Origin of the sequence: Roseomonas gilardii subsp. gilardii, assembly GCF_023078375.1 — a bacterium.
GTDB lineage: Bacteria > Pseudomonadota > Alphaproteobacteria > Acetobacterales > Acetobacteraceae > Roseomonas > Roseomonas gilardii.
This window is the reverse complement of record NZ_CP095554.1, coordinates 1,392,731-1,413,296: the sequence shown is the minus strand read 5'-3', so window position 1 is coordinate 1,413,296 and position 20,566 is coordinate 1,392,731. Positions and strand designations below refer to the sequence as shown.

Below are 20,566 nucleotides of genomic sequence, written 5' to 3'. Positions count from 1 at the left end.
AATCCCTGGGCACAGGTGGATCAGTGGGGCCCCGAAAAGAAAGAACCCTTTTCCGCGCTGGCGGCACCAACGAATGGGAGGTCCAGGAACCTCAGGTTCCTGGCGGATAAGGGGGTCCGGGGGAAAAGGCGGAGCCTTATCCCCCCGGGGACAGAGCCACGCCCCATCCAGCAGCGCCCGGCGCGCCGGCTGGCGTCGCATCAGCCTCCCGCCCCTCCGCCCTGTCGCAATCCGCTCGCCCGCGCTATCTGCCCTCTGGACCAGAGGACGCCCCCGATGAACGAGACCCTGCCCAACAGCCTGCGCTCCGGCCCCGACAGCCGCGGCCGCTTCGGCGGCTTCGGCGGCCGTTTCGTGGCCGAGACGCTGATGCCCAACATCCTGGAGGTCCAGGCCGCCTATGACGCGGCGCGCAAGGACCCCGCCTTCGACGCGGAATGGCGCCGCCTGCTGAAGGACTATGTGGGCCGGCCCTCGCCCCTCTGGTTCGCCGAGAGGCTGACGAAGCACCTGGGCGGCGCCAAGGTCTACCTGAAGCGCGAGGAGCTGAACCACACCGGCGCGCACAAGGTCAACGCCGTGCTGGGGCAGATCCTGCTGGCCAAGCGCATGGGCAAGACCCGCGTGATCGCCGAGACCGGCGCCGGCCAGCACGGCGTGGCCACCGCCACGGTCTGCGCCCTGTTCGACCTGCCCTGCACCGTCTTCATGGGCGCCACGGATGTGGAGCGGCAGAAGCCCAACGTCTTCCGCATGAAGCTGCTGGGCGCGGAGGTGGAATCCGTGACCTCCGGCGCCGCCACGCTGAAGGACGCGATGAACGAGGCGCTGCGCCACTGGGTCGCACATGTGCACGACACCTACTACTGCATCGGCACGGTCGCCGGCCCCGCCCCCTATCCGGAGATGGTGCGCGACTTCCAGTGCGTGATCGGCGACGAGGTGCGGGAGCAGCACATGGCGCTGGAAGGCCGCCTCCCGGACGCGCTGGTCTGCGCGGTCGGCGGCGGCTCCTCCGCCATGGGCCTGTTCCACCCCTTCCTCGACGATGAATCCGTGCAGATCTACGGCGTCGAGGCGGCGGGGCGCGGCATCGAGAGTGGCGAGCACGCGGCGGCCATCAATGGCGGCCAGCCCGGCGTGCTGCACGGCAACCGCACCTACCTCCTGCAAACGCCGGAAGGCCAGATCACCGAGGCGCACTCCATCTCCGCCGGGCTCGACTATCCCGGCATCGGGCCGGAGCATTCCTGGCTGCACGAGATCGGCCGCGTGCAATACGTCTCCGCCACCGACGCGGAGGCGCTGGAAGCCTTCCAGCTCTGCTCGAAGCTGGAGGGCATCATCCCCGCGCTCGAATCCGCGCATGGGCTGGCCCATGTCATCAAGCTGGCGCCGACCATGGGCAAGGACCAGACCATCGTGCTGAACCTCAGCGGGCGCGGCGACAAGGACATCTTCACCGTGGCGCATCACCTGGGGGCCGAGATCTGATGACCGCGCAGCAGGACAACCGTCACCAGGATCAGGGTCGCCGGGATCAGGATCGCCGGGATCAGGGTCACGGGGGCCGCATCGCCGCCCGCTTCGCGGCGCTGAAGGCTCAGGGCAAGGGGGCGCTGGTCCCCTACCTGCAGGCCTACGACCCCGACCTGGAAACCTCCCGCGCCCTGCTCGCCGGCCTGCCGGCGGCGGGGGCGGACCTGGTCGAGATCGGCGTGCCCTTCACCGACCCGGCGGCCGACGGCCCCTCGATCCAGCGCGCCGGCCTGCGCGCGCTGAAGGCCGGCGCCACCCTGGCCGGGGTGCTGGAGATGGTGCGCGGCTTCCGCGCCGCCGAGGCCGCGGTGCCCGTTGTGCTGATGGGCTACCTGAACCCGATCCTGGCCTATGGCGCCGAACGCTTCTGCGCCGATGCCGCGGCCGCCGGGGTGGACGGGCTGATCGTGGTGGACATGCCGCCGGAGGAATCGGACGAGCTCGCGCCCTTCACCGAAGCGCAGGGGCTGGACCTGATCCGGCTGATCGCCCCCACCACGGACGATGCCCGCCTGCCCTACGCGCTCGATGGCGCGGGCGGCTTCGTCTACCACGTCTCCATCACCGGCATCACCGGCACGCGCTCCGCCGCGGCGGAGGAGCTGCACCGCAATGTCGGCCGCATCCGCGCCGCCACGGCGCTGCCGATTGCCATCGGCTTCGGCATCCGCACGCCGGAACAGGCCGCCGACGCGGTCCGGATCGCCGATGCGGCGGTGGTGGGCACGGCGCTGGTCGATACCCTGGCCGCCACGCTCGATTCGGAGGGCCGCGCCGGGCCGGACACGGTGCGCAAGGTGCTGGACCAGGTGCGCGCCCTGGCCGAGGCCGTCCACACGGCCCGCGTGCCGGCCTGATCCGGCGCCTCCTCCCGCCCGATGATCCCCGGGGGGCAAGGCCAGCCCTGGCCCCCGGAAACCGGAATCGCCCCCTCGGCTCTCCCGCTCAGGCCCCGCCGCGGCGGAGCCAGAGCCGCACCAGCCCATCCCCCGCCTCGTCCCGCGCCAGGATCTCGTGGCCCTGCTCCACCGCCGTGCGGGGCACGTTGCGCACCGGCTCGGCACCGCGCATCTCCACCAGAAGAACCTGCCCGGGCGCCATGCGGTCCAGGGCGAGGCGCGTCCGGACGAAGGTCATGGGGCAAGTGTCGCGCGTGATGTCGATGCGGGAATCATAGTCGAGCAACTCTTCTTCACCTGAACTGATCATGAAACCTCCTGTTGTTTTTCTGCCCGTCCGCGTCTATTTAGGTCCGTGCAGGCCCCCACAAAATTCCAGAGATGTTGTGCGGGTGATCCGGGACTATGATCTCAAGGAGAGTCAACATGGCCGATGCGCCGGCCCAGGAAGAGTCGCGTGGCGACGTACTGGCTCTGACGGCTCAGATCGTCGCGGCACACGTCTCCAACAACAGTGTCCAGCACAATGACTTGCCCGGGCTGATCACGGAAGTCCACCGCGCCCTCCTCGGTCTTGGCAAACCGGCCGAGCCGGCACCGGTGACCCGCCCCGAACCTGCCGTGCCGGTGAAAAAGAGCGTCACGCCCGACTATCTGGTCTGCCTCGAGGACGGCAAGAAGCTCAAGATGCTCAAGCGGCATCTGATGACGCACTACAACCTGACGCCCGAGCAGTACCGCGAGCGCTGGGGCCTGCCGCCGGACTATCCGATGGTCGCCGCGAACTACGCCCAGCACCGCTCCTCCCTGGCCAAGAGCATCGGCCTGGGGACGCGCCCGCGGGGCCGGAGCCGCCGCGCGGGCGGCTGAGACGCCGGAACATGACGGTGTCGTGGACCCGTCATGTTTGCCGTGGAGGGCCAGGGGTGGGTATTGTGCCGCCCGGCCGGCACTTCCCGCTCCGCCGGGGACAAGACTAGAACGGACGCATGGACGCAGCACGCCCAGACCCCTCCCGCATCGAGCGCCTTTGCGTCGAACGCGGGCTCAAGATGACCGGCCAGCGCCGGCTGATCGCGCGCGTGCTGAGCGAGGCCCAGGACCACCCGGATGTCGAGGAAGTGTACCGCCGCGCCCTCGCCATCGACTCCAAGGTCTCCATCGCCACCGTCTACCGCACCGTCCGGCTGCTGGAGGAAAAGGGCATCCTGGAGCGCCATGACTTCGGTGGCGGCCGCGCCCGCTACGAGCCGACGGACCATGGCCACCACTACCACCTGATCGATGTCGACTCGGGCAAGGTGATCGAGTTCGAGGACGCCGCGCACGAACGCCTGGTGCAGGAGATCGCCGCGCGGCTCGGCTTCTCCCTGATCGGCCAGCGCCTGGAACTCTTCGGCCGCAAGCCCAAGGGCGAGTCCGTGGCGCGGCAACGGGATACGGACGGCGAGGGATGAGCGTGGTCCAGGGGGTGATCCGTGACAAATTCCATGGCCCCCCTCTCATGACCGATGCCGGCTTCGGAGAACTGCGCGCAGGCGAGCTCGGCGTGCGGATCGCGGCCCATGACTGGGAAATCGAGGCCGCCCAGGCACTGCGCTGGAAGATCTTCTACGAGGAAATGGGCGCGCGCCCCACGCCGGACATGCGCCCCGGCCGCGATGTCGATGCCTATGACGCGGTGGCGGACCACCTGCTGGTGGTGGACCACAGCCTCGGCGAAGGTCCGGAATCGGTGGTCGGCACCTACCGCCTCATCCGGCGCGAGGCCGCGGCGCTGATCGGCCGCTTCTATTCCGCCGATGAATACGACATCACCCCGCTGCTGGACCTGCCGGGCCAGATCCTCGAACTCGGCCGCTCCTGCGTCGGGGAGAACCACCGCACGCGCGGCAGCCTGCAACTCCTCTGGCGCGGCATCGCCGCCTATGTGCACAAGCACCGTGTCGAGGTGATGTTCGGCTGCGCCTCCCTGCCCGGCACGGATCTGGACGCGCTGGCGGAACAGCTCACCTATCTCGCCCTCAACCACATGGCGCCGCCGCACCTGCGCCCCCGCGCCCTGCCGGACCGCTACGAGAACATGGTGCGTCTCGACCCGTCGCAGGTCGGCCGCCACGCGCTGGCGGACCTGCCGCCACTGGTGAAGGGCTATCTGCGCCTCGGCGGCTTCGTCGGCGATGGTGCCGTGGTGGACCGGCAGTTCAACACCACCGATGTCTGCGTCGTGGTGAAGACCGACCAGGTGACGGAAAAATACTTCAAGCACTACGAGCGCAAGGCGGGCTGGAGCTCGGAATAGACCCGGCCATGCGCCGCCGCGCCCTCGTCCCCTTGCTCCTGCTCCCCTTCCTCCCGGCCACCGCCCGGGCGCAGGGGGCCCCCGACGATCCCTCGGCGCAACTCATCGAAACCCTGATCCGGCACATCGCCCCCTGCCGTGGGGACGTGCCCGTGCCGCCGGATGCGGTGCTGGAATTCGAGGTCCAGGTGGACGCCTCCGGCCGCGTGCTGGCCGTCCGCCCCGCCTACCGCCGCCCGCCCATGCGGCAGGAGCTGCGCCCGCTCTACGAGGAGCTGCGCCGCGCCTTCCTCGATCCGCGCTGCGGCCCCCTGCCCCTGACGCGCCAGCAGATCCTGCTGCTCAACCGCAGCATCCTGGTCTTCTACGGCAACGCCCTGCGCCGGAGCTGATACGCGCCCCGCCCCCACTCCGCGCACCGGAAAGAAGAAAACATCACGCCCACGCTGGCGGCACCGGCAGTCGCCGGGAAACATGGCGTCCCGGCATCAGCAGGATGCCAGCGAAAGAAAGGTGCAGGAGCCACGGGCTCCTGGCGGTCAGGGGCATCGGGGGAAAGGCAGCGCCTTTCCCCCGGGCCACCGGAGGGAGCCCCCTGAGGATCAGGGCTTGCCCGCCCCCTTCGGTTCCAGGAAGGGCGAGACCGCCTGTCCGGCCGGCGGTTCGGAGCCCGGCAGGGTGGGATCGGGCACCCCGCTGCTCGGGCGGGTGCCGAACTGGCTCGCCATCTGCGATCCGTCGATATCCTCGGTGAAGCTGTGCGCCACCTCCGGCAGCATCGTGCCGTTCCAGGCATCCCAGGCCGCCACCAGCCGGCGATAGACCTCCGGCTCCCGCTCCTTCATGTTCGCGCGCTCCAGCGGGTCCGCGACGACATTGAAGAGGAAGGTGTTGTCCAGCATCTTCAGGTACTTCCAGTCGCCGATGCGGGCCGCGCGCTGCCACAGCGACTTGTAGCGCCAGAAGAGCTGCCGCTCCACGGCCGGCGCCCCCTCCGCCAGATGCGGCAGGAGGTTCATGCCGTCGGGCGGGTACCGCGGGTCCGGCGCCGCCCCGGCCGCGGCCAGCAGCGTGGGCATCCAGTCCATGTTCGCCGTCACCTGCTCGCTCACCCGCCCCGCCGGAATGCGCGCGGGCCAGGAGATGATGGCCGGCACCCGCAGCCCGCCTTCCAGCAGCTCCGTCTTGTGGCCGGAGAAGGGCCAGGTATCCGCGAAGCGCTCGCCGCCATTGTCGCTGGTGAAGATGATGATCGTGTCGCGCGCCAGCCCGTTCTTCTCCAGCGCCTCCATCACCCGCCCGATCTGCCGGTCCATCTCCGCGATCATGCGGCGATAGGTCTCCTGCGATCCGGCATCCCAGCTCGCCGGGTCCTTGCCCCGCAGCCGCTCCGCCTCCGCCCGGTCATCCGGCCCCTCCCAGGGCCAGTGCGGCGCGTTGAAATGCAGGCTCAGCAGGAAGGGCTGCCGCGTCCGCGCATAGCCCTCGACCACGCGCACCGCCCGGTCGCCCAGCAGCGTGGTGGCATAGCCCTCCGGCTCGATCCGTTCGTCTTCCTCCCAGAAATCCTTCGAGCCGTTCCGCCCGGTATGGAGGAAATAGTCGATCGCCCCACCCCGGAAGCCATAGAAGTGGTCGTACCCGCTCTGGTGCGGCCCGAAATCCGGCAGGCTGCCCAGATGCCACTTGCCGACCAGCGTGGTGCCATAGCCCGCCTTCTTCAGCAGGGAGGGCAGGGTCGGATGCTCCGGCGGCAGGCCGATGCCCTTGCGCGTCGTGCCCGAGATCGGCTCCTCCAGCCCCACCGGCAGGCGAAGCTGGTAGCGGCCGGTCATGATGGCGACGCGCGAGGCGCTGCAGACCGGCGAGTTGGAATAGCCCTGGGTGAAGCGCGTGCCCTGTGCCGCGATCCGGTCGACATTCGGCGTCGCCATGTCCGGGCGGCCATAGCAGGACACGTCCGCATAGCCCATGTCGTCGGCGATGATGAAGACGATGTTCGGCCGCGTGACGGCGGGCTGGGCCGCAGCGGCCGCCCCGGCCACCGGCACGGCGGCGGCCGACATCAACAGGTCCCGGCGGCTGATCGGTGGCATCCGCATCCTTCCCTTTCCTCGCGAGCCCTGTCCCGGGCTCCGTTCCTTGCCCCCCGCATGGTCACGTCCGGGGGCGCGCGGCCCTGCCCATGCCGCAGGACGGCCCCCGCCCGCAAACGGATTGCGCACGCCTTCCACCCTGTGGAATCTCTGGCGGCAGGGAGGTTCCGGAAATGGTCAGGGCGCTTTCGCGCGGTCTCGCCGTGTTGCGGGTGCTGGAAGCCGGCCCACCCCTCTCGCTCGATGCGCTGAACCGCGCCACCGGCCTGGCCAAGCCCACGCTGCTGCGCCTGCTCCGCACGCTGGAGGAGGAGGGCTTCGCCCATCGCCGCCTCGCCGACGGGCTCTGGCGCGCCACCACCCCCACCGCCACGGCGGAGGACCGCCACCGCGCCCGGCTGCTCGCGGCCGCCGCCCCCGTACTCCGCGCCCTGTGCCAGGACGTGCGCTGGCCCTCGGATATCGGCCTGTTCCGCCAGGGCGGCATGGAGATCGTGGAAAGCTCCCGCCTCCTCTCGCCCTTCGGCTTCGAGGCGGTGCCGCAGGGCCTGCGCGTCCCGATGGCCACCAGCGGCCTCGGCCGCGCCTGGCTCGCCTGGAGCACCGCCGAGGCCCGCGCCGCATGGCAGGACCAGGCCCCGCCCCCACCCTGGGGAGCGAGCCCGGAGGAAACGGCACGCGGCATCCGCGAGACGCTGGAGGATGGCTATGGCCACCGCACCAGCAGCCATATCCGGCGCGGCAATCCCCGCCGGGCGGGCGACATGGGCATCGCCGTGCCGATCGGCACCGGCCCCGCCCTGCTCGGCTGCATCAACATCGTCTGGCACAGCACGGCCATGGACCGGCCCCGCTTCGTCCGGCAGCACCTCCCCCGCCTCCGGGACGCCGCCGCGGAACTCGCCGCCCTCGCCGCCCCGCCCGGCGGCTGACACCGGTTGCGCGTCCGGCCCTGGGGAAGGCGCTGCCTCTCTCCCGGCGGCCAGGCACAAGGCCCCCCCGCAAACGCGAAACGCCCCGGGGATCTCTCCCCGGGGCGTTCCCGTGACCTTCGCCGTGAGGCGGAGGATCAGTCCTCGGTCATCTGGTTGCGGCGACGGATCGCGGCACCCAGGATGTCGCCCAGCGAGGCACCGCTGTCGGAGGTGCCGTACTCGCGCACCGCCTCGCGCTCCTCCTCGACCTCCTTGCCCTTGATGGTCAGGCTCAGGCGGCGGGCCGCACGGTCCACCATGACCACCTTGGCATCGACCTTCTCGCCCACCGCGAACTTCTCGGGGCGCTGGTCGTTGCGGTCGCGGGCCAGCTCGGCGCGGCGGATGAAGCCGGTGAGGATGTCCTCGACCTTCACCTCGATGCCGTTGGCCTCGACCTTCGTCACCACGCCGGTGACGACGTCACCCTTGCGGACGCGGTCCAGCACCTCGGCGGCCGGGTCGGACTGGAGCTGCTTGATGCCGAGGGAGATGCGCTCCTTCTCGACATCCACGTCCAGCACCTTGGCCTGGACGGTGTCGCCCTTGTGGTAGTTGGCCATGGCCTGCTCGCCGGTCAGCTCCCAGGACAGGTCGGACATGTGGACCATGCCGTCCAGATCCGGGCCCAGGCCGATGAAGAGGCCGAACTCGGTGATGTTGCGGATCTCGCCCTCGACGGTCGAACCCGGCGGGTGCTGCTCCAGGAACTGGTCCCAGGGGTTGCCCTGCGCCTGCTTCAGGCCCAGCGAGATGCGGCGCTTCGGCTCGTCCACGTCCAGGATCATCACCTCGACCTCCTGGGAGGTGGCGACGATCTTGCCCGGATGGACGTTCTTCTTGGTCCAGCTCATCTCGGAGACATGGACCAGACCCTCGACGCCCGGCTCCAGCTCCACGAAGGCGCCGTAGTCGGTGATGTTCGTCACGCGGCCGGAGAACTTGGCGTTCACCGGATACTTGACGGCCACACCCTCCCACGGATCGGCCATCAGCTGCTTCATGCCGAGCGAGATGCGCTGCGTCTCGGGGTTGAAGCGGATGACCTGCACCTTGACCTGCTGGCCGATGGTCAGGGCCTCGGAGGGGTGGTTGATGCGACGCCAGGCGATGTCGGTGACGTGCAGCAGCCCGTCCACGCCGCCCAGATCCACGAAGGCGCCGTAGTCGGTGATGTTCTTCACCACGCCGTCGAGCACCATGCCTTCCTTCAGGCCCTGGATCAGTTCGCTGCGCTGCTCCGCACGCGTCTCCTCGAGAACCGCGCGGCGGCTCACGACGATGTTGCCGCGGGCGCGGTCCATCTTCAGGATCTGGAAGGGCTGCGGGGAGCCCATCAGCGGCCCGACATCGCGCACCGGGCGGATATCGACCTGCGAGCCCGGCAGGAAGGCCACGGCGCCGCCGAGATCGACGGTGAAGCCACCCTTGACGCGGCCGAAGATCGTGCCGTTCACGCGGTTGTTGGCCTGGAACTGCTTCTCCAGGTTGGTCCAGGCCTCCTCGCGGCGGGCCTTCTCGCGCGACAGGACGATGGAGCCGTCCTTGTCCTCATAGCGCTCGACGAACAGCTCGACGGTGTCGCCCGGCTTGACCTCGGCCTTCTGGCCCTGGGGGGCGAACTCGCGCAGCGGGACGCGGCCCTCGCTCTTGAGACCGACATCGACGACGGCGACGTCGTCGTCCACGCGGATGACGCGGCCGGTGACGACGGAGCCGGCGAAGCCGGTGTCAGCGCCGAGGGTCTCGTCGAGGAGGGCAGCAAAATCCTCGGAAGCCGCGGCGCGGTCGAGGGTGGTGGCAGATGCCATGTAGTTGTCTGTTCCTGAAACGGCGGCGCCTTCGGGGGGAAGGGGCCGCTGGGCCTGCGCCCCGACCTCCGGCTCCGCTTCAGCGAGCAGCCGGGACCGACACGTCTTGCCCGGCCTGGCCGGACCGTGGGGGGATGAGACCCGTGGTGATGCTCCAGGGAACCTTGCCGGCAAAACCGTTCCGGTTCCGGAAACCGCAGCACGAGCACGCGGGAGAAAACCTTCCCCCGCGACGATCCGGCTTTTACTCCCCGCGCAACGATCCGGTCAAGGGAAAGCGTGGCCCCTCCCCCGCTCCGCCCTTCCCTTCGGCCGGGCCGGCGGCACACCATGTCTCCTGTCGCATCCCCCCCGTTCAGGAGCACGCGCATGACCCCCGCCAGGACCGCTCTCGTCCTCATCGAGTACCAGAACGACTTCACCACCGAGGGCGGCGCCCTCCACGAGGCGGTGAAGCCGGTGATGCAGAGCACCGGCATGCTCGGCCACACGGTCGAGACGGTGCGCCGCGCGCGGGAGATGGGCGCCCTGATCGTCTGGTCCCCCATCTCCTTCGCCGAGGGCTATCCGGAGCTGAACCCGAAGCCCTACGGCATCCTCAAGGGCGTGGTGGACAGCCAGGCCTTCCGCAAGGGAAGCTGGGGCGCCGAGATCACCGGGGAACTCACGCCCGAGCCCACCGACATCGTGCTGGAGGGCAAGCGCGGCCTCGACGCCTTCGCCAGCACCAACCTGGATTTCATCCTGCGCCAGCGCGGCGTGGAGACCCTGGCCCTGGGTGGCTTCCTGACCAACTGCTGCGTCGAATCCACCATGCGCAGCGGCTACGAGAAGGGCTTCGAGGTCGTCACCCTCACCGACTGCACCGCCACGGTCAGCGAGGAGGAACAGCGCCTCGCCGTGGAGAAGAACTACCCCATGTTCTCCCGCCCCATGACCCACGACGCCTTCCTGGCCGAACTCGCCGGCTCCACCCCCGCCGCCAACACCTCCCACGCCTACACCCGCTGAGGGGGTGCCCTGGAGGTGATCCGGACGGGGCCAGAGGGGCTCCGCCCCTCTGGACACCCCGCCCAGGGACGTTAGTCCCTGGGAACCCTATGAGCGCTCCGCGAGGAGGGGGCTTCGACCGCCGTTGCGCCATCTGGCGACTGGTTTCCTGTACCCCCTCCTCGCGGAGCGCTCATGGCGGGGTCTCGGGGGCATACTGTGCCCCTGAGCGGCCCCTCCCTCAGCAAAGGGTCCGGGAGGCAGAGCCTCCCGGAGCGCCACGCCCGATCCCCCCAGCACCCCCCCTCAGCCGATGAGGCCGAGGCGCTGGCGGACGAGGTGGAGGGCCTGGGCGTAGGCGGCATCGGCGTCGAGGGTGGTGGTGTCGAGGAGGATCGCGTCCTCGGCGGGCTTCATGGGGGCCGTGTCGCGGGAGGCGTCGCGGGCGTCGCGGGCGGCCATCTCGGCGGTCACCGCCGCCAGGGAAACATCCTCGCCCCGCGCCTGGCGCTCCTTCCAACGGCGTTCGGCACGCGCTTCGGGACTGGCGGTGACGAAGAGCTTCACCGGCGCATCGGGAAAGACCACGGTGCCGATGTCGCGCCCGTCCAGCACGGCGCCATTGGCCCGCCCGAACTGGCGCTGGAAATCGAGCAGCGCGGCCCGCACGCCGGGAATGGCCGCGACCTGGCTGGCCCCGTTATCGGTGTCCGGCGCGCGCAGGCCGGCCCGGCCGAGATCGCCCGGCTCCAGGGCCCGCGCCACCGCCTCGGCGGCCCGGGCATCCCCCGGATCGCCGCCCTCGTCGATCAGGCGCCGCGCCGTGGCGCGATAGAGCAGGCCGGTATCAAGGTAAGGCAGGTCCAGCGCCGTGGCGAGACGGCGGGCCAGCGTGCCCTTGCCGGCGGCGGCCGGGCCGTCCACGGCGATGATCGCCCGGGTTCCGGCGGCAAGGGTCTCGGTGGCGGTCATCCGGATCTGCTCCCGTTCTGGTTGCGGCACCCTACAGGATTTGTGCGCCGCATCATACCACGCCGGTCAAAGGGGCGCGATGGCGTCCCCGCCCGCCATGCGATTCATCGCTTCGGCGAACCCCGGGAAAACATTGTCGATGCCGGCACTGTCCGCCACGGTCACAGGCATCTCCGCCGCCAGGCCCAGGACCAGTGCGCTCATCGCCAGACGAGGCTGCGCCCCGGAATCCAACCGGCCGCCGCCGGGCACGGAGGCACCATTGCCGCGGATGATCAGCTCGCCACTCCCAGCCTCCGCCGCCACACCGTTCCCGGCCAGCAGCGCGGCGAGGGACGCGAGTTCCCCAGCCTCCAGACCCCGGATGCGGCTCGTGCCCGTGGCGAAGCCCGCGGCCACCGCCAGCAGCGCCCCGGCACCGGCCAGCCGCCCGGCCGGGACATCCACGCCGCGCAAAGGGGAATGCGTGGCGGTGACATCGCCCACCGGCTCACCCGCCTCGACGCGCTCACCGGCCACGGCGAACCCGCCCCCCATCTCGCGCAGCGTGGCGAGAAGGCCGTTGCGCAGCGGATTGAGGCAGACGCCCCGCACCGTCACCCGCGACCCCGGCACCAGCAGCGCCGCCACCAGCGGAAAACCGGCCAGCGACGGGTCGCCCGGCACGGAAACCGGCGCGGCACTCAACTCCGGCTGCCCTTCCAGTTCGATCAGCCTTCCCTGTCCCTCCCCCTCCCCCTGCGGCGACACGCGCAGCCGGGCGCCGAAATGGCGCAGCAGGTTCTCGGTATGGTCGTGGCTGCTCCCGGGCTCCTCCACCCGCGTCACGCCCCGGGCGCAGAGCCCGGCCAACAGCAGCGCGGACTTCACCGGGGCCGAGGCCAGGGTCAGGCGGTGCTCCGCCGGCAGGGCCAGCCGCGCCCCCTCCACCGCCAGCGGCAGGAACCCCGCCCCGCGCGCGGCGAAACGCGCCCCGCAGGCGGCGAGCGCCCCGGTCACCGGCCCCATGGGCCGCCGGCGCAATGCGGCATCGCCGGTCAGCACCGCGAAAAGCGGATGGCCCGCGAGCAACCCGCAGAACAGCCGCGCGACATCGCCGGAACCGCCCAGTTCGAGGATGTCCCCGGGCTCCACCAGCCCACCCACCCCGCGCCCCACGACGCGCCAGAGGCCAGGACCAACCTGTTCCACCCTCGCCCCCAGGGCGCGCAGGGCGGCGGCGGTGCGGCGGATGTCCTCGCGCTCCGGCAGGCCCTCGATGCGGCTCTCGCCCACGGCCAGGGCCGCCAGGATCAGGGCGCGGTGGCCGATCGCCCCGTCGCCGGGCACGCGGATCTCGCCCGCGAGCCCCTGGCCCAGAAAGGCGGCGGAAGAGGCGGCGGGGGAGGCCGCACGCAGCGGCCTGAGCATCTGGCAGGTGTCCCGCATGGATTGCGCGTTTGACACGCGAGGGGGTGCGTGGCAATCGCGCGCCCTCATTGAAGCCCGGCCCCCAAGGCTCCGCGGCAAGCGCGGGGCCTGAGCGGACGTCGGTCGAAACCAGGACGACTCCATCCATGGTCAAACCCGAACTGGGCACCAAACGCGTTTGCGTGGCCTGCGGCACGAAGTTCTACGACCTTGCCCGCACGCCCGCCGTCTGCCCGAAATGCGGCACCGAGCAGCCGGCCGAGCAGCCCCGCCTGCGCCGCCCGGCCGCCCCGGTCGATGACAAGCTGCGCAAGCGCGCGGTGACGCCGGGCACGGAGGCCGAGACGGACGACACGGACCTCGAGGACGCCGACACCGATACCGGGCTGGAGGATGCCGAGGATCTGGAGGACGCGGACGAGGATCTCGGCGAGGAAATCGGCGTCGAGAGCGAGAACGACGAGGAGGGCTGAGCCCTCCACCCGATCCGCGAGGCTTACACGCCGCCGGCACCCCGCCGGCGGCGTTTTGCTGTCAGCGCTTCCGGCCCGCCGTGCCGCCCCGGCCGCCGGCCGTACGGCGCGGCGAGGCACCGGCGGCGGCCCGGCCCCACGCGCGCTTCATGGCGCTGCCCGCCCTGGCAGCCCCGGTCTTCATGGCCCCGGTCTTCATGGCCCCGGTCCTCCGCGTCCCCCGCCGCCTCAGCGCAGGGTCAGGGAAACGCCCCCTTCCATCCTGCCCCCGGGCGGCAGCCAGTCCATGTCGCCATAGGGGACAAGGAAGGCGCGGTTGGGCAGGTCGGTGGCATGGCTCACCGGCTCCAGGCACAGGACCTGCGGTGCGTTGGGGGCATAGAACTGCAGGTTGCCCGCCCAGCGACCCTCCCCCGCCAGCCGCAGCCCCATCCCGCCCAGGTCGAGGTCCAGCCCCCCGTCCCAGCCGGCATAGTGCCGGTCCTGCCCCAGCCAGACCTCCTCGCCGCCCGAAACCTCCGCCACCTCCTCCGTGGCGGCCGGCAGGCCCCGCGCATCCGTGCGCACCAGATGCCGCGCCCGGAACCGCACCCGCGTCCCCGGCCGCCGCGCGAACCAGGGATGCCACCCCGTGCCGAAGGGCATCGCCGCCCCGGCCGTGTTGGTGATGGCGAGCCCGAGCCGCAGCCCCGCCTCCGTCAGCGCGACATCCAGCACCGCGTGATAGCGATAGGGCTGGTCCGGCTCCTCCATCCGCTGCTCCAGCCGCAGGCTGGCGGCATCGTGCCGCAGCAGCGCCCAGGGCTGGTCCCGCCCCAGCCCATGGATGGCGTTGTGCCCGCGCAGGTCGTTGATCGGGAAATGATGCTCCCCCCCATCCCAGCGCAGCAGCCCGTCGCCCAGGCGGTTGCACCAGGGCAGCATCAGGAAGGCCCCCGCCTGGCTGCCCACCGGCAGGACGCCGGCGGGCACCGGCGCCAGCACGTCCTGGCCATCGCAGCGCAGGCTGGCGAAACAGGCCCCCTGCTCCGGCAGCAGCACCGCCTGCCAGCCGCCCGCCTCGAGACGGATCACGGCGCCGCTCAGCCGGGGTCGAACTGGTCGCGCGGGCTCGGCGTCTCCCGGCTATAGCCCGCGGCGGTATAGCCGCCGCCCTGATAGCGTTCGGACACCGGATCGGCCTTCTTGCCGCCCACCCGGTCGCGGAAAGGCTCCGCGCTGTCCTCCGGCTTCCAGCCGATGCGGTCGCGGTGGTCCTGGCCCCAGAAGCTCGCCGGATTGTCGGAGGCGCCCCAGATCACGCAATGCCCCGTGCGCTCGGCCAGCACCGCGCATTCCATCATGCGCGCGAGGTCGCCATAGCTCAGCCAGGTGGACAGCATCCGCGCATCCACCGGCTCGTCGAAGGAGGAGCCGATGCGGACATTGACGTTCTCGACGCCATGCTTGTCCCAGTACAGCCGCCCCATCAGTTCGCCATAGCACTTGCTCAGCCCGTAGAAGCTGTCGGGCCGGAAGGCGCAGTCCGCGTCCAGCTTCGCCTCGTTCCCGGTCCCTCCCAGGCCCGGGCGCTCGTGGAAGCCGATGGCATGGTTGGAGGAAGCGAAGATCACCCGCGCCTTCTCGCGCCGCGCCGCCTCATAGACATGATAGACGCCGCGCAGATTCGGCCCGATCACCGTCTCGAAGGGCAGGTCCGTGCTCGCCCCGCCGAAATGCAGGATGGCACCACATCCCTCCGCCAGCTTCAGCAGCGCGACGCCATCCGCCAGATCCATGCGGGTGAACGTCGCCCCCTCCGGCAGCGGGTCGGGAAAGGGCGTCAGGTCGGTCAGCCGCAGGGTCCAGCCCTTGGCCCCCAGTTCCCGCGCCAGCATGCGGCCCAGATTGCCGGAGGCGCCGGTCAGCAGGACAGGCTTGGACGGAATGCTCATGCGCGGAAATCTCCTGGACGGTGCCCGTGGGGCGGCCTCTGTGCGGCCCTGGTCCGGTGGCGACTGGACCCAGGGCCATTGGCCCTATCCTCGCGCGGCCAGCCCGGTGCGTGAAGGCCCCCGGCCGCGCCGAATCCGCCCGCATCGGCCATCAGGCATCCGGCGATACCCGGCCACCGCAAGCGCGGGCTCCGGCGGCCGCGGCCCCAGGCGCAGGTCCACGCCACCGCGCGCAGGCAGATCGCCCCGCCACGAAGCCGTCCGAAAAGGGAAACCGGGGCCCGGACAGAAAAGGAGCCGGCTGGGCCGAGGCCCAGCCGGCTCGAAATGGTCCCCCCTCACGGGGCGACCGGTCGAACGACGATCTGCCGGGAATAGACCGCCGCCGATTTCCGCGGCAGCCGGACAGGGCCCGGCCGCGCAATGCAGCATTGCGCCCGCACGCCTCACCCGGTCATGGGCCGGCCCTGACAAATCGTTCACGCACCCCGCCAACGCCCCGCGCGATCCCCGCCCGCAAAAAGCCAGGACCTGCCCAGCCCGCGATCAGCCCCCCGTATCGCCCAGCACCAGAACCCTGGCGGCCCCATGCTCCCGCTCGGCCAGGATCTCCCAGCCCGGCAGGCCCGGCGCATCCTCCGCCCGGCCGATCTCCAGGCAGCACAGCGCCCCCGGCGCCACCCAGCCCGCCCCGCGCAGCGCGGGCAACACCACCCCGGGCAGCCCGGCGCCATAAGGCGGGTCGAGGAAGATCAGCCCGCAGGCGGCCTCGGCCCGGGGCGGGCGCGTGGCGTCGCCGGCGATGACGCGCCCCTCCGCCTCCCCCACCCGGCAGGCCGCCAGATTCGCCCGCAGCGCCGCCAGCGCCGCCCGGTCCCGCTCGATGAACCAGGCCCGCGCCGCGCCGCGCGACAGCGCCTCCAGCCCCAGCGCCCCCGTCCCGGCAAAGGCGTCGAGCACCAGCGCACCCTCCACCCTCTCCCGCCCGCCCCAGGGCGCATGCCACAGCATGTCGAACAGCGCCTGCCGCACCCGGTCCGCCGTCGGCCGCGTCCCCGCCCCCGCCGGCGCCTCCAGCCGCCGCCCGCGCCACCGCCCGGCCACGATCCTCATGGGGGGCGCTTTCCGGTTCGGCCGTGCGCTCCGGGAAGGGCTCCGCCCTCCCCGGACCCCTCCCGCCCAGGGACGTTGGTCCCTGGGAACCCTATGAGCGCTCCGCGAGGAGGGGGCATTGCTGCCGTTGTGCCAGAAGCGACCGGTTTCCCGATCCCCCTCCTCGCGGAGCGCTCATGGCGGGGCCTCGGGGGCACACTGTGCCCCTGAGCGGCCCCTCCCTCAGCAAAGGGTCCGGGAGGCAGAGCCTCCCGGTTCCCCGGCCCGAACCGGAAAGCGCCCCCCATCAGGAATCGCCGCGGCGGCGGCCGGTGCCCCAGGGGTTGAGGTAGGGGTCGCCGGCGCGGCGGGCGCGGGGCGGGCGGCGGCGCTTCTCGGCTTCCGGTTCGGGCGGGGCGTCGCCCGCCTGCCCCGCCAGGTCGCGGCCGCGCGGGATGCGGGGCGCGACATCGAGGCCGAGCTGGTCGCGCATGGTCTTGGCATTCACCTCCTCGACCGCGCCGCGCGGCAGGCTGCCGAGCTGGAAAGGGCCATAGGCCGTGCGGATCAGCCGCGTCACCTGCAGCCCGAGATGCGCCAGCACCCGCCGCACCTCCCGGTTCTTGCCCTCCTGCAGCGAGACGGTGAGCCAGGCATTGGTCCCCTGCCGCGAATCCAGCCCCGCCTGGATCGGCCCATACTTCACGCCCTCCACGGTGATGCCCTTGGCCAGCCAGGCCAGCGCCGCCTCGTCCACCCGGCCATGCACCCGGGCGCGATAGCGGCGGATCCAGCCGTTGGAAGGCAGTTCCAGCTTCCGGGCCAGCGCGCCGTCATTGGTCAGCAGCAGCAGCCCCTCGCTGTTCAGATCCAGCCGCCCGACCGAGATCAGCCGCGGCAGCCCCGCCGGCAGCTTCTCGAACACCGTGGGCCGCCCCTGCGGGTCCTTGTGCGTCGTCACCAGCCCGTCCGGCTTGTGGTGGCGGAACAGCCGCGTGTGCTCCGGCGCCGCGACCACCCGCCCGTCCACCGTCACCGCATCGCCGGGCGCGACGAAGGTGGCCGGCGTCTCCACCACACGGCCGCCCAGCTTTACCCGCCCTTCCGCGATCAGCACCTCCGCGGCGCGGCGGCTGGCGATCCCGGCCCGGGCCAGGAAGCGCGCGATGCGCTCGCCGCGCTCCCCGCCGCCTTCCTCGCCGTCGTCCCCAGGCATCTCGCCCCCGGGCATCTCGTCCCCGGTCATGCCGGCACCCGCTCCGCCCCGGCGCGCTGGCGGGCGGCCTCGCGGCAGGCCGCCACGAAGGCGCGGAAGATGTCGGGGTCGCGCGGGTCCACCGCATATTCCGGATGCCACTGCACGCCGAGGCAGAAGCGGTAGCCCGGGTGCTCGATCGCCTCCACCACGCCATCCGGCGCCGTGCCGCTCACCACCACGCCCGGCCCGGCGAAATCCACCGCCTGGTGGTGCGAGCTGTTCACCGCCAGCCGCGCCGCGCCGCCCGTGACGCGCGCCAGCAGGGAGCCCGGCACCACCGCCACCTCGTGCCCCGGCTCGTCGCGCGGGTTCGGCTGCTCATGCGCCAGGGCATCGGTGACGGAATCCGGGATGTGCTGGATCAGCGTGCCCCCCAGCGCCACGGCGAGGAGCTGCTCGCCGCCGCAGATGCCCAGCACCGGGATGTCCCGCGCCAGCGCCCCGCGCAGGATGGCCAGCTCGAAGGCGGTCCGCACCTCCTTCAGCGTCACCGTCCCGTGCCGCTCCGTGGCGCCATAGAGCGCCGGGTCCACGTCGAAAGCCCCGCCCGTGACCACGAGCCCGTCGAGCCGGTCGAGATAGCCCTCCGCCAGTTCCGGCAGATGCGGCAGCGCGACGGGCATCCCGCCGGCCTCGGCCACGGCGGAGAGGTAGTTCTGGCGGATGGCGTACCAGGGCAGGTTGGACCAGCCGCCGGCCTCCTCCGCATCCAGGGTCAGGCCGATGAAGGGGCGTGAGGTCATGAGAAGTCCTTGGAGGCGCCAAAAGCCGATACCAGAAGCCGATACAGGCGGAGAGGCTCCGGAGGCTGCGCCCGCGAGCCGGGTCCGGCGCATCGGGCGGGCCGCGACCTTGCCCCCTGCTCTAGACCAGGATCGGAGCGGGTTGAAGCGCCCATGCCCGCCACCGCGACGGCCCTGCATGACGGAATCCACGAGGCCGCGCTTCACCGCACCGCCCGCGACTGGCTAAGAGGCATCCCGCGGCCGGCCCGACCGGCACGAAGCCAGAGGGAACCGGACATGCCCGCCATCGCCGAGCTGAGCGACGCCGAACTCCAGGCCCTGCGCGGCCGCATCCAGGCCGGCTACGACGCCTTCAAGGCGCGCGGCCTGAAGCTCGACATGACGCGCGGCAAGCCGGCGCCGGAACAGCTCTCCCTCGCCGAGCCCATGCTCGCCCTGCCCGGCAACGGCGACACCACCACCGAGGCCGGCGAGGACGCCCGCAACTATGGCGGCCTCCAGGGCATCGCCGAGGCCCGCGCCCTCTACGCCCCCATCCTGGGCGTGCCGCCGGCGCAGGTCGTGGTCGGCGACAACTCCTCCCTCGCCCTGATGCACGACACCTTGCTCTGGTCGATGGTGAAGGGCGTCCCCGGCGGCACCCGCCCCTGGGGCCAGGAAGAGGACATCGCCTTCCTCTGCCCCGTCCCCGGCTATGACCGGCATTTCGTGATCTGCGAGGAATACGGCATCCGCCTGATCCCCGTGCCGCTGACCGGCGAGGGACCGGACATGGAGGAGGTCGAGCGCCTCGCCGCCGACCCGGCGGTGAAGGGCATGTGGTGCGTGCCCAGGTATTCGAACCCGAGCGGCGAGGTCTATTCCGAGGCCGTGATCCGCCGCCTCGCCGCCATGAAGACCGGCGCCCCGGATTTCCGCCTGTTCTGGGACGACGCCTACGCCGTCCACCACCTGACCGGCACGCGGCACGCCATCGCCAACATCACCAACCTCTGCGCCGAGGCCGGCAACCCCGACCGCGCCTTCGTCTTCGCCTCGACCTCCAAGGTCACGCTGGCCGGCGCCGGCCTCGCCTTCTTCGCCTCCTCCCCCGCCAATGTCGCCTGGTTCCTCCGCTCCGCCGGGAAGCGCACCATCGGCCCGGACAAGCTGAACCAGCTCCGCCATGTCCGCTTCCTGCGCGACCAGGCCGGCATCGCCGCGCATATGGAACGCCACCGCGCCCTGATCGCGCCGAAATTCGCCGCGGTTCTGGAGGCGCTGGAATCCCACCTCGCCGGCACCGGCGTCGCCCGCTGGACGAAGCCCGAGGGCGGCTACTTCATCAGCCTCGACGCCCGCCCCGGCACGGCGAAGCGCGTCGTGGCCCTCGCGAAGGAGGCCGGCCTCGCCCTGACCCCCGCCGGCTCCACCTGGCCGGGCGGCGCCGACCCGCAGGACAGCAACCTGCGCCTCGCCCCCACCTTCCCCAGCCTGGAGAATGTGCGCCTCGCCTCCGAGGGCATCGCCCTCTGCGTGCTGCTGGCGGGGCTGGAGGCCGAGACGGCGGCGCGTGCCAGCCGCGCCTGAGCCGCGCCGCTCCCCCATCGAGCTGGCCCTGGAGGAGGCGCGCGCCGCCGCCCTGCGGGGGGAGGTGCCGGTGGGCGCGGTGGTCACCGATCCGCGCGGCCTCGTCCTGGCCCGCGCCGGCAACGAGGTGGAGGCCCGCCACGACCCCTCCGCCCATGCCGAGATCCTGGCCCTGCGCGCCGCCGCCGCGCGGCGCGGGGAGAAATGGCTGGCCGGCTGCACCCTGACGGTCACGCTGGAACCCTGCCCGATGTGCGCCCAGGCGGCCTCCCTGTTCCGCGTGAAACGGGTGGTGTTCGGCGCCTACGACCCCAAGGGCGGTGGGGTCGAGCACGGCGCCCGCATCTACGCCGCCGCCTCCTGCCACCATGTGCCGGAGGTGGTGGGCGGGCTGCGCGAAACCGAATGCGCCACCCTGCTGCGGGACTTCTTCGCGGAGCGGCGCTGACCGGCCCCCACCCCAAGAAGCCCCTTTCTTCGCGGTCGCGGAAATCCCGCTTG

20 protein-coding genes and 1 pseudogene are annotated in these 20,566 nt (G+C 71.7%); 11 read left to right on the top strand and 10 right to left on the bottom strand.

Annotation, left to right across the window (positions count from 1 at the left end):
• The first annotated feature begins 276 nt into the window (after positions 1 to 276).
• Both trpB and trpA read left to right on the top strand, forming a co-directional pair.
• Positions 277 to 1,494, top strand: coding sequence for a tryptophan synthase subunit beta (gene trpB, locus MVG78_RS06400; RefSeq protein ID WP_247559190.1), 1,218 nt, complete (start codon positions 277 to 279; stop codon positions 1,492 to 1,494).
• Positions 1,494 to 2,396: a tryptophan synthase subunit alpha gene (trpA, locus tag MVG78_RS06395; RefSeq protein WP_247559188.1), complete on the top strand. Its 903-nt coding sequence runs from the start codon at positions 1,494 to 1,496 to the stop codon at positions 2,394 to 2,396. The genes trpB and trpA overlap by 1 nt, the downstream gene beginning before the upstream one ends.
• Before the next feature lie 88 nt (positions 2,397 to 2,484).
• Here trpA and MVG78_RS06390 read toward each other — a convergent pair whose 3' ends face one another.
• On the bottom strand, positions 2,485 to 2,748 hold the full coding sequence (locus tag MVG78_RS06390) for a sulfurtransferase TusA family protein (protein WP_247559187.1): 264 nt from the start codon (positions 2,746 to 2,748) through the stop codon (positions 2,485 to 2,487).
• 116 nt (positions 2,749 to 2,864) lie between these two features.
• On the opposite strand from MVG78_RS06390, the gene MVG78_RS06385 reads away from it, so the two are divergent.
• The 4 genes from MVG78_RS06385 (at position 2,865) to MVG78_RS06370 (ending at position 5,132) form a co-directional block, all read left to right on the top strand.
• The gene (locus MVG78_RS06385) at positions 2,865 to 3,308 is read left to right on the top strand and encodes a Ros/MucR family transcriptional regulator (protein ID WP_247559185.1); all 444 of its coding nucleotides are present in this window, start codon (positions 2,865 to 2,867) and stop codon (positions 3,306 to 3,308) included.
• Positions 3,309 to 3,427: 119 nt separating this feature from the next.
• Positions 3,428 to 3,895, top strand: coding sequence for a Fur family transcriptional regulator (locus MVG78_RS06380; RefSeq protein WP_247559183.1), 468 nt, complete (start codon positions 3,428 to 3,430; stop codon positions 3,893 to 3,895).
• 47 nt (positions 3,896 to 3,942) lie between these two features.
• A complete protein-coding gene (locus MVG78_RS06375) occupies positions 3,943 to 4,740 on the top strand; it encodes a GNAT family N-acetyltransferase (RefSeq protein ID WP_247560334.1) in 798 nt (265 codons plus the stop codon).
• A gap of 8 nt (positions 4,741 to 4,748) precedes the next feature.
• Positions 4,749 to 5,132 carry a hypothetical protein gene (locus tag MVG78_RS06370; RefSeq protein ID WP_247559182.1) on the top strand — a complete coding sequence of 128 codons (384 nt, stop codon included), beginning with the start codon at positions 4,749 to 4,751 and terminating at the stop codon, positions 5,130 to 5,132.
• 210 nt (positions 5,133 to 5,342) lie between these two features.
• Here MVG78_RS06370 and MVG78_RS06365 read toward each other — a convergent pair whose 3' ends face one another.
• Entirely contained in the window at positions 5,343 to 6,842 is a 1,500-nt protein-coding gene (locus tag MVG78_RS06365) for a sulfatase family protein (RefSeq protein WP_247559180.1), read from the bottom strand.
• A 167-nt stretch (positions 6,843 to 7,009) separates the two neighbouring features.
• On the opposite strand from MVG78_RS06365, the gene MVG78_RS06360 reads away from it, so the two are divergent.
• Complete coding sequence (locus MVG78_RS06360; protein WP_247559178.1) at positions 7,010 to 7,768, top strand: helix-turn-helix domain-containing protein; 759 nt, start codon at positions 7,010 to 7,012, stop codon at positions 7,766 to 7,768.
• Positions 7,769 to 7,905: 137 nt separating this feature from the next.
• On the opposite strand, the gene rpsA is transcribed toward MVG78_RS06360, so the two are convergent.
• Positions 7,906 to 9,621 (bottom strand): 30S ribosomal protein S1, encoded by a 1,716-nt coding sequence (gene rpsA / locus MVG78_RS06355; RefSeq protein WP_247559176.1) that lies wholly within the window; start codon positions 9,619 to 9,621, stop codon positions 7,906 to 7,908.
• 369 nt (positions 9,622 to 9,990) lie between these two features.
• On the opposite strand from rpsA, the gene MVG78_RS06350 reads away from it, so the two are divergent.
• Positions 9,991 to 10,632 (top strand): cysteine hydrolase family protein, encoded by a 642-nt coding sequence (locus MVG78_RS06350; RefSeq protein ID WP_247559174.1) that lies wholly within the window; start codon positions 9,991 to 9,993, stop codon positions 10,630 to 10,632.
• A 285-nt stretch (positions 10,633 to 10,917) separates the two neighbouring features.
• On the opposite strand, the gene MVG78_RS06345 is transcribed toward MVG78_RS06350, so the two are convergent.
• Together MVG78_RS06345 and MVG78_RS06340 are read right to left on the bottom strand one after the other, a co-directional pair.
• Positions 10,918 to 11,583 (bottom strand): (d)CMP kinase, encoded by a 666-nt coding sequence (locus MVG78_RS06345; RefSeq protein WP_247559172.1) that lies wholly within the window; start codon positions 11,581 to 11,583, stop codon positions 10,918 to 10,920.
• Between the two features lie 66 nt (positions 11,584 to 11,649).
• Positions 11,650 to 12,993 (bottom strand): 3-phosphoshikimate 1-carboxyvinyltransferase, encoded by a 1,344-nt coding sequence (locus tag MVG78_RS06340; RefSeq protein WP_247559170.1) that lies wholly within the window; start codon positions 12,991 to 12,993, stop codon positions 11,650 to 11,652.
• A 146-nt stretch (positions 12,994 to 13,139) separates the two neighbouring features.
• On the opposite strand from MVG78_RS06340, the gene MVG78_RS06335 reads away from it, so the two are divergent.
• Entirely contained in the window at positions 13,140 to 13,466 is a 327-nt protein-coding gene (locus MVG78_RS06335; RefSeq protein WP_247559168.1) for a TIGR02300 family protein, read from the top strand.
• Between the two features lie 228 nt (positions 13,467 to 13,694).
• Here the strand turns inward: MVG78_RS06335 and MVG78_RS06330 are convergent, their stop codons facing one another.
• The 5 genes and pseudogenes from MVG78_RS06330 to MVG78_RS06310 form a co-directional block, all read right to left on the bottom strand.
• Entirely contained in the window at positions 13,695 to 14,540 is an 846-nt protein-coding gene (locus tag MVG78_RS06330; protein ID WP_247559166.1) for an aldose epimerase family protein, read from the bottom strand.
• 8 nt (positions 14,541 to 14,548) lie between these two features.
• Positions 14,549 to 15,400 carry an NAD-dependent epimerase/dehydratase family protein gene (locus MVG78_RS06325; protein WP_247559164.1) on the bottom strand — a complete coding sequence of 284 codons (852 nt, stop codon included), beginning with the start codon at positions 15,398 to 15,400 and terminating at the stop codon, positions 14,549 to 14,551.
• 546 nt (positions 15,401 to 15,946) lie between these two features.
• Positions 15,947 to 16,513 (bottom strand): 16S rRNA (guanine(966)-N(2))-methyltransferase RsmD, encoded by a 567-nt coding sequence (gene rsmD / locus MVG78_RS06320; protein WP_247559162.1) that lies wholly within the window; start codon positions 16,511 to 16,513, stop codon positions 15,947 to 15,949.
• A gap of 457 nt (positions 16,514 to 16,970) precedes the next feature.
• Positions 16,971 to 17,708, bottom strand: a pseudogene (locus MVG78_RS06315) (pseudouridine synthase); the annotation flags it as partial.
• Between the two features lie 26 nt (positions 17,709 to 17,734).
• The gene (locus MVG78_RS06310) at positions 17,735 to 18,493 is read right to left on the bottom strand and encodes a gamma-glutamyl-gamma-aminobutyrate hydrolase family protein (protein ID WP_247559160.1); all 759 of its coding nucleotides are present in this window, start codon (positions 18,491 to 18,493) and stop codon (positions 17,735 to 17,737) included.
• Between the two features lie 279 nt (positions 18,494 to 18,772).
• Between MVG78_RS06310 and MVG78_RS06305 the strand changes: the two genes are divergently transcribed.
• Entirely contained in the window at positions 18,773 to 20,065 is a 1,293-nt protein-coding gene (locus MVG78_RS06305; protein WP_247559158.1) for an aspartate aminotransferase type Ic, read from the top strand.
• A 16-nt stretch (positions 20,066 to 20,081) separates the two neighbouring features.
• Positions 20,082 to 20,513, top strand: coding sequence for a nucleoside deaminase (locus tag MVG78_RS06300; RefSeq protein ID WP_428480801.1), 432 nt, complete (start codon positions 20,082 to 20,084; stop codon positions 20,511 to 20,513).
• Positions 20,514 to 20,566: the final 53 nt, after the last annotated feature.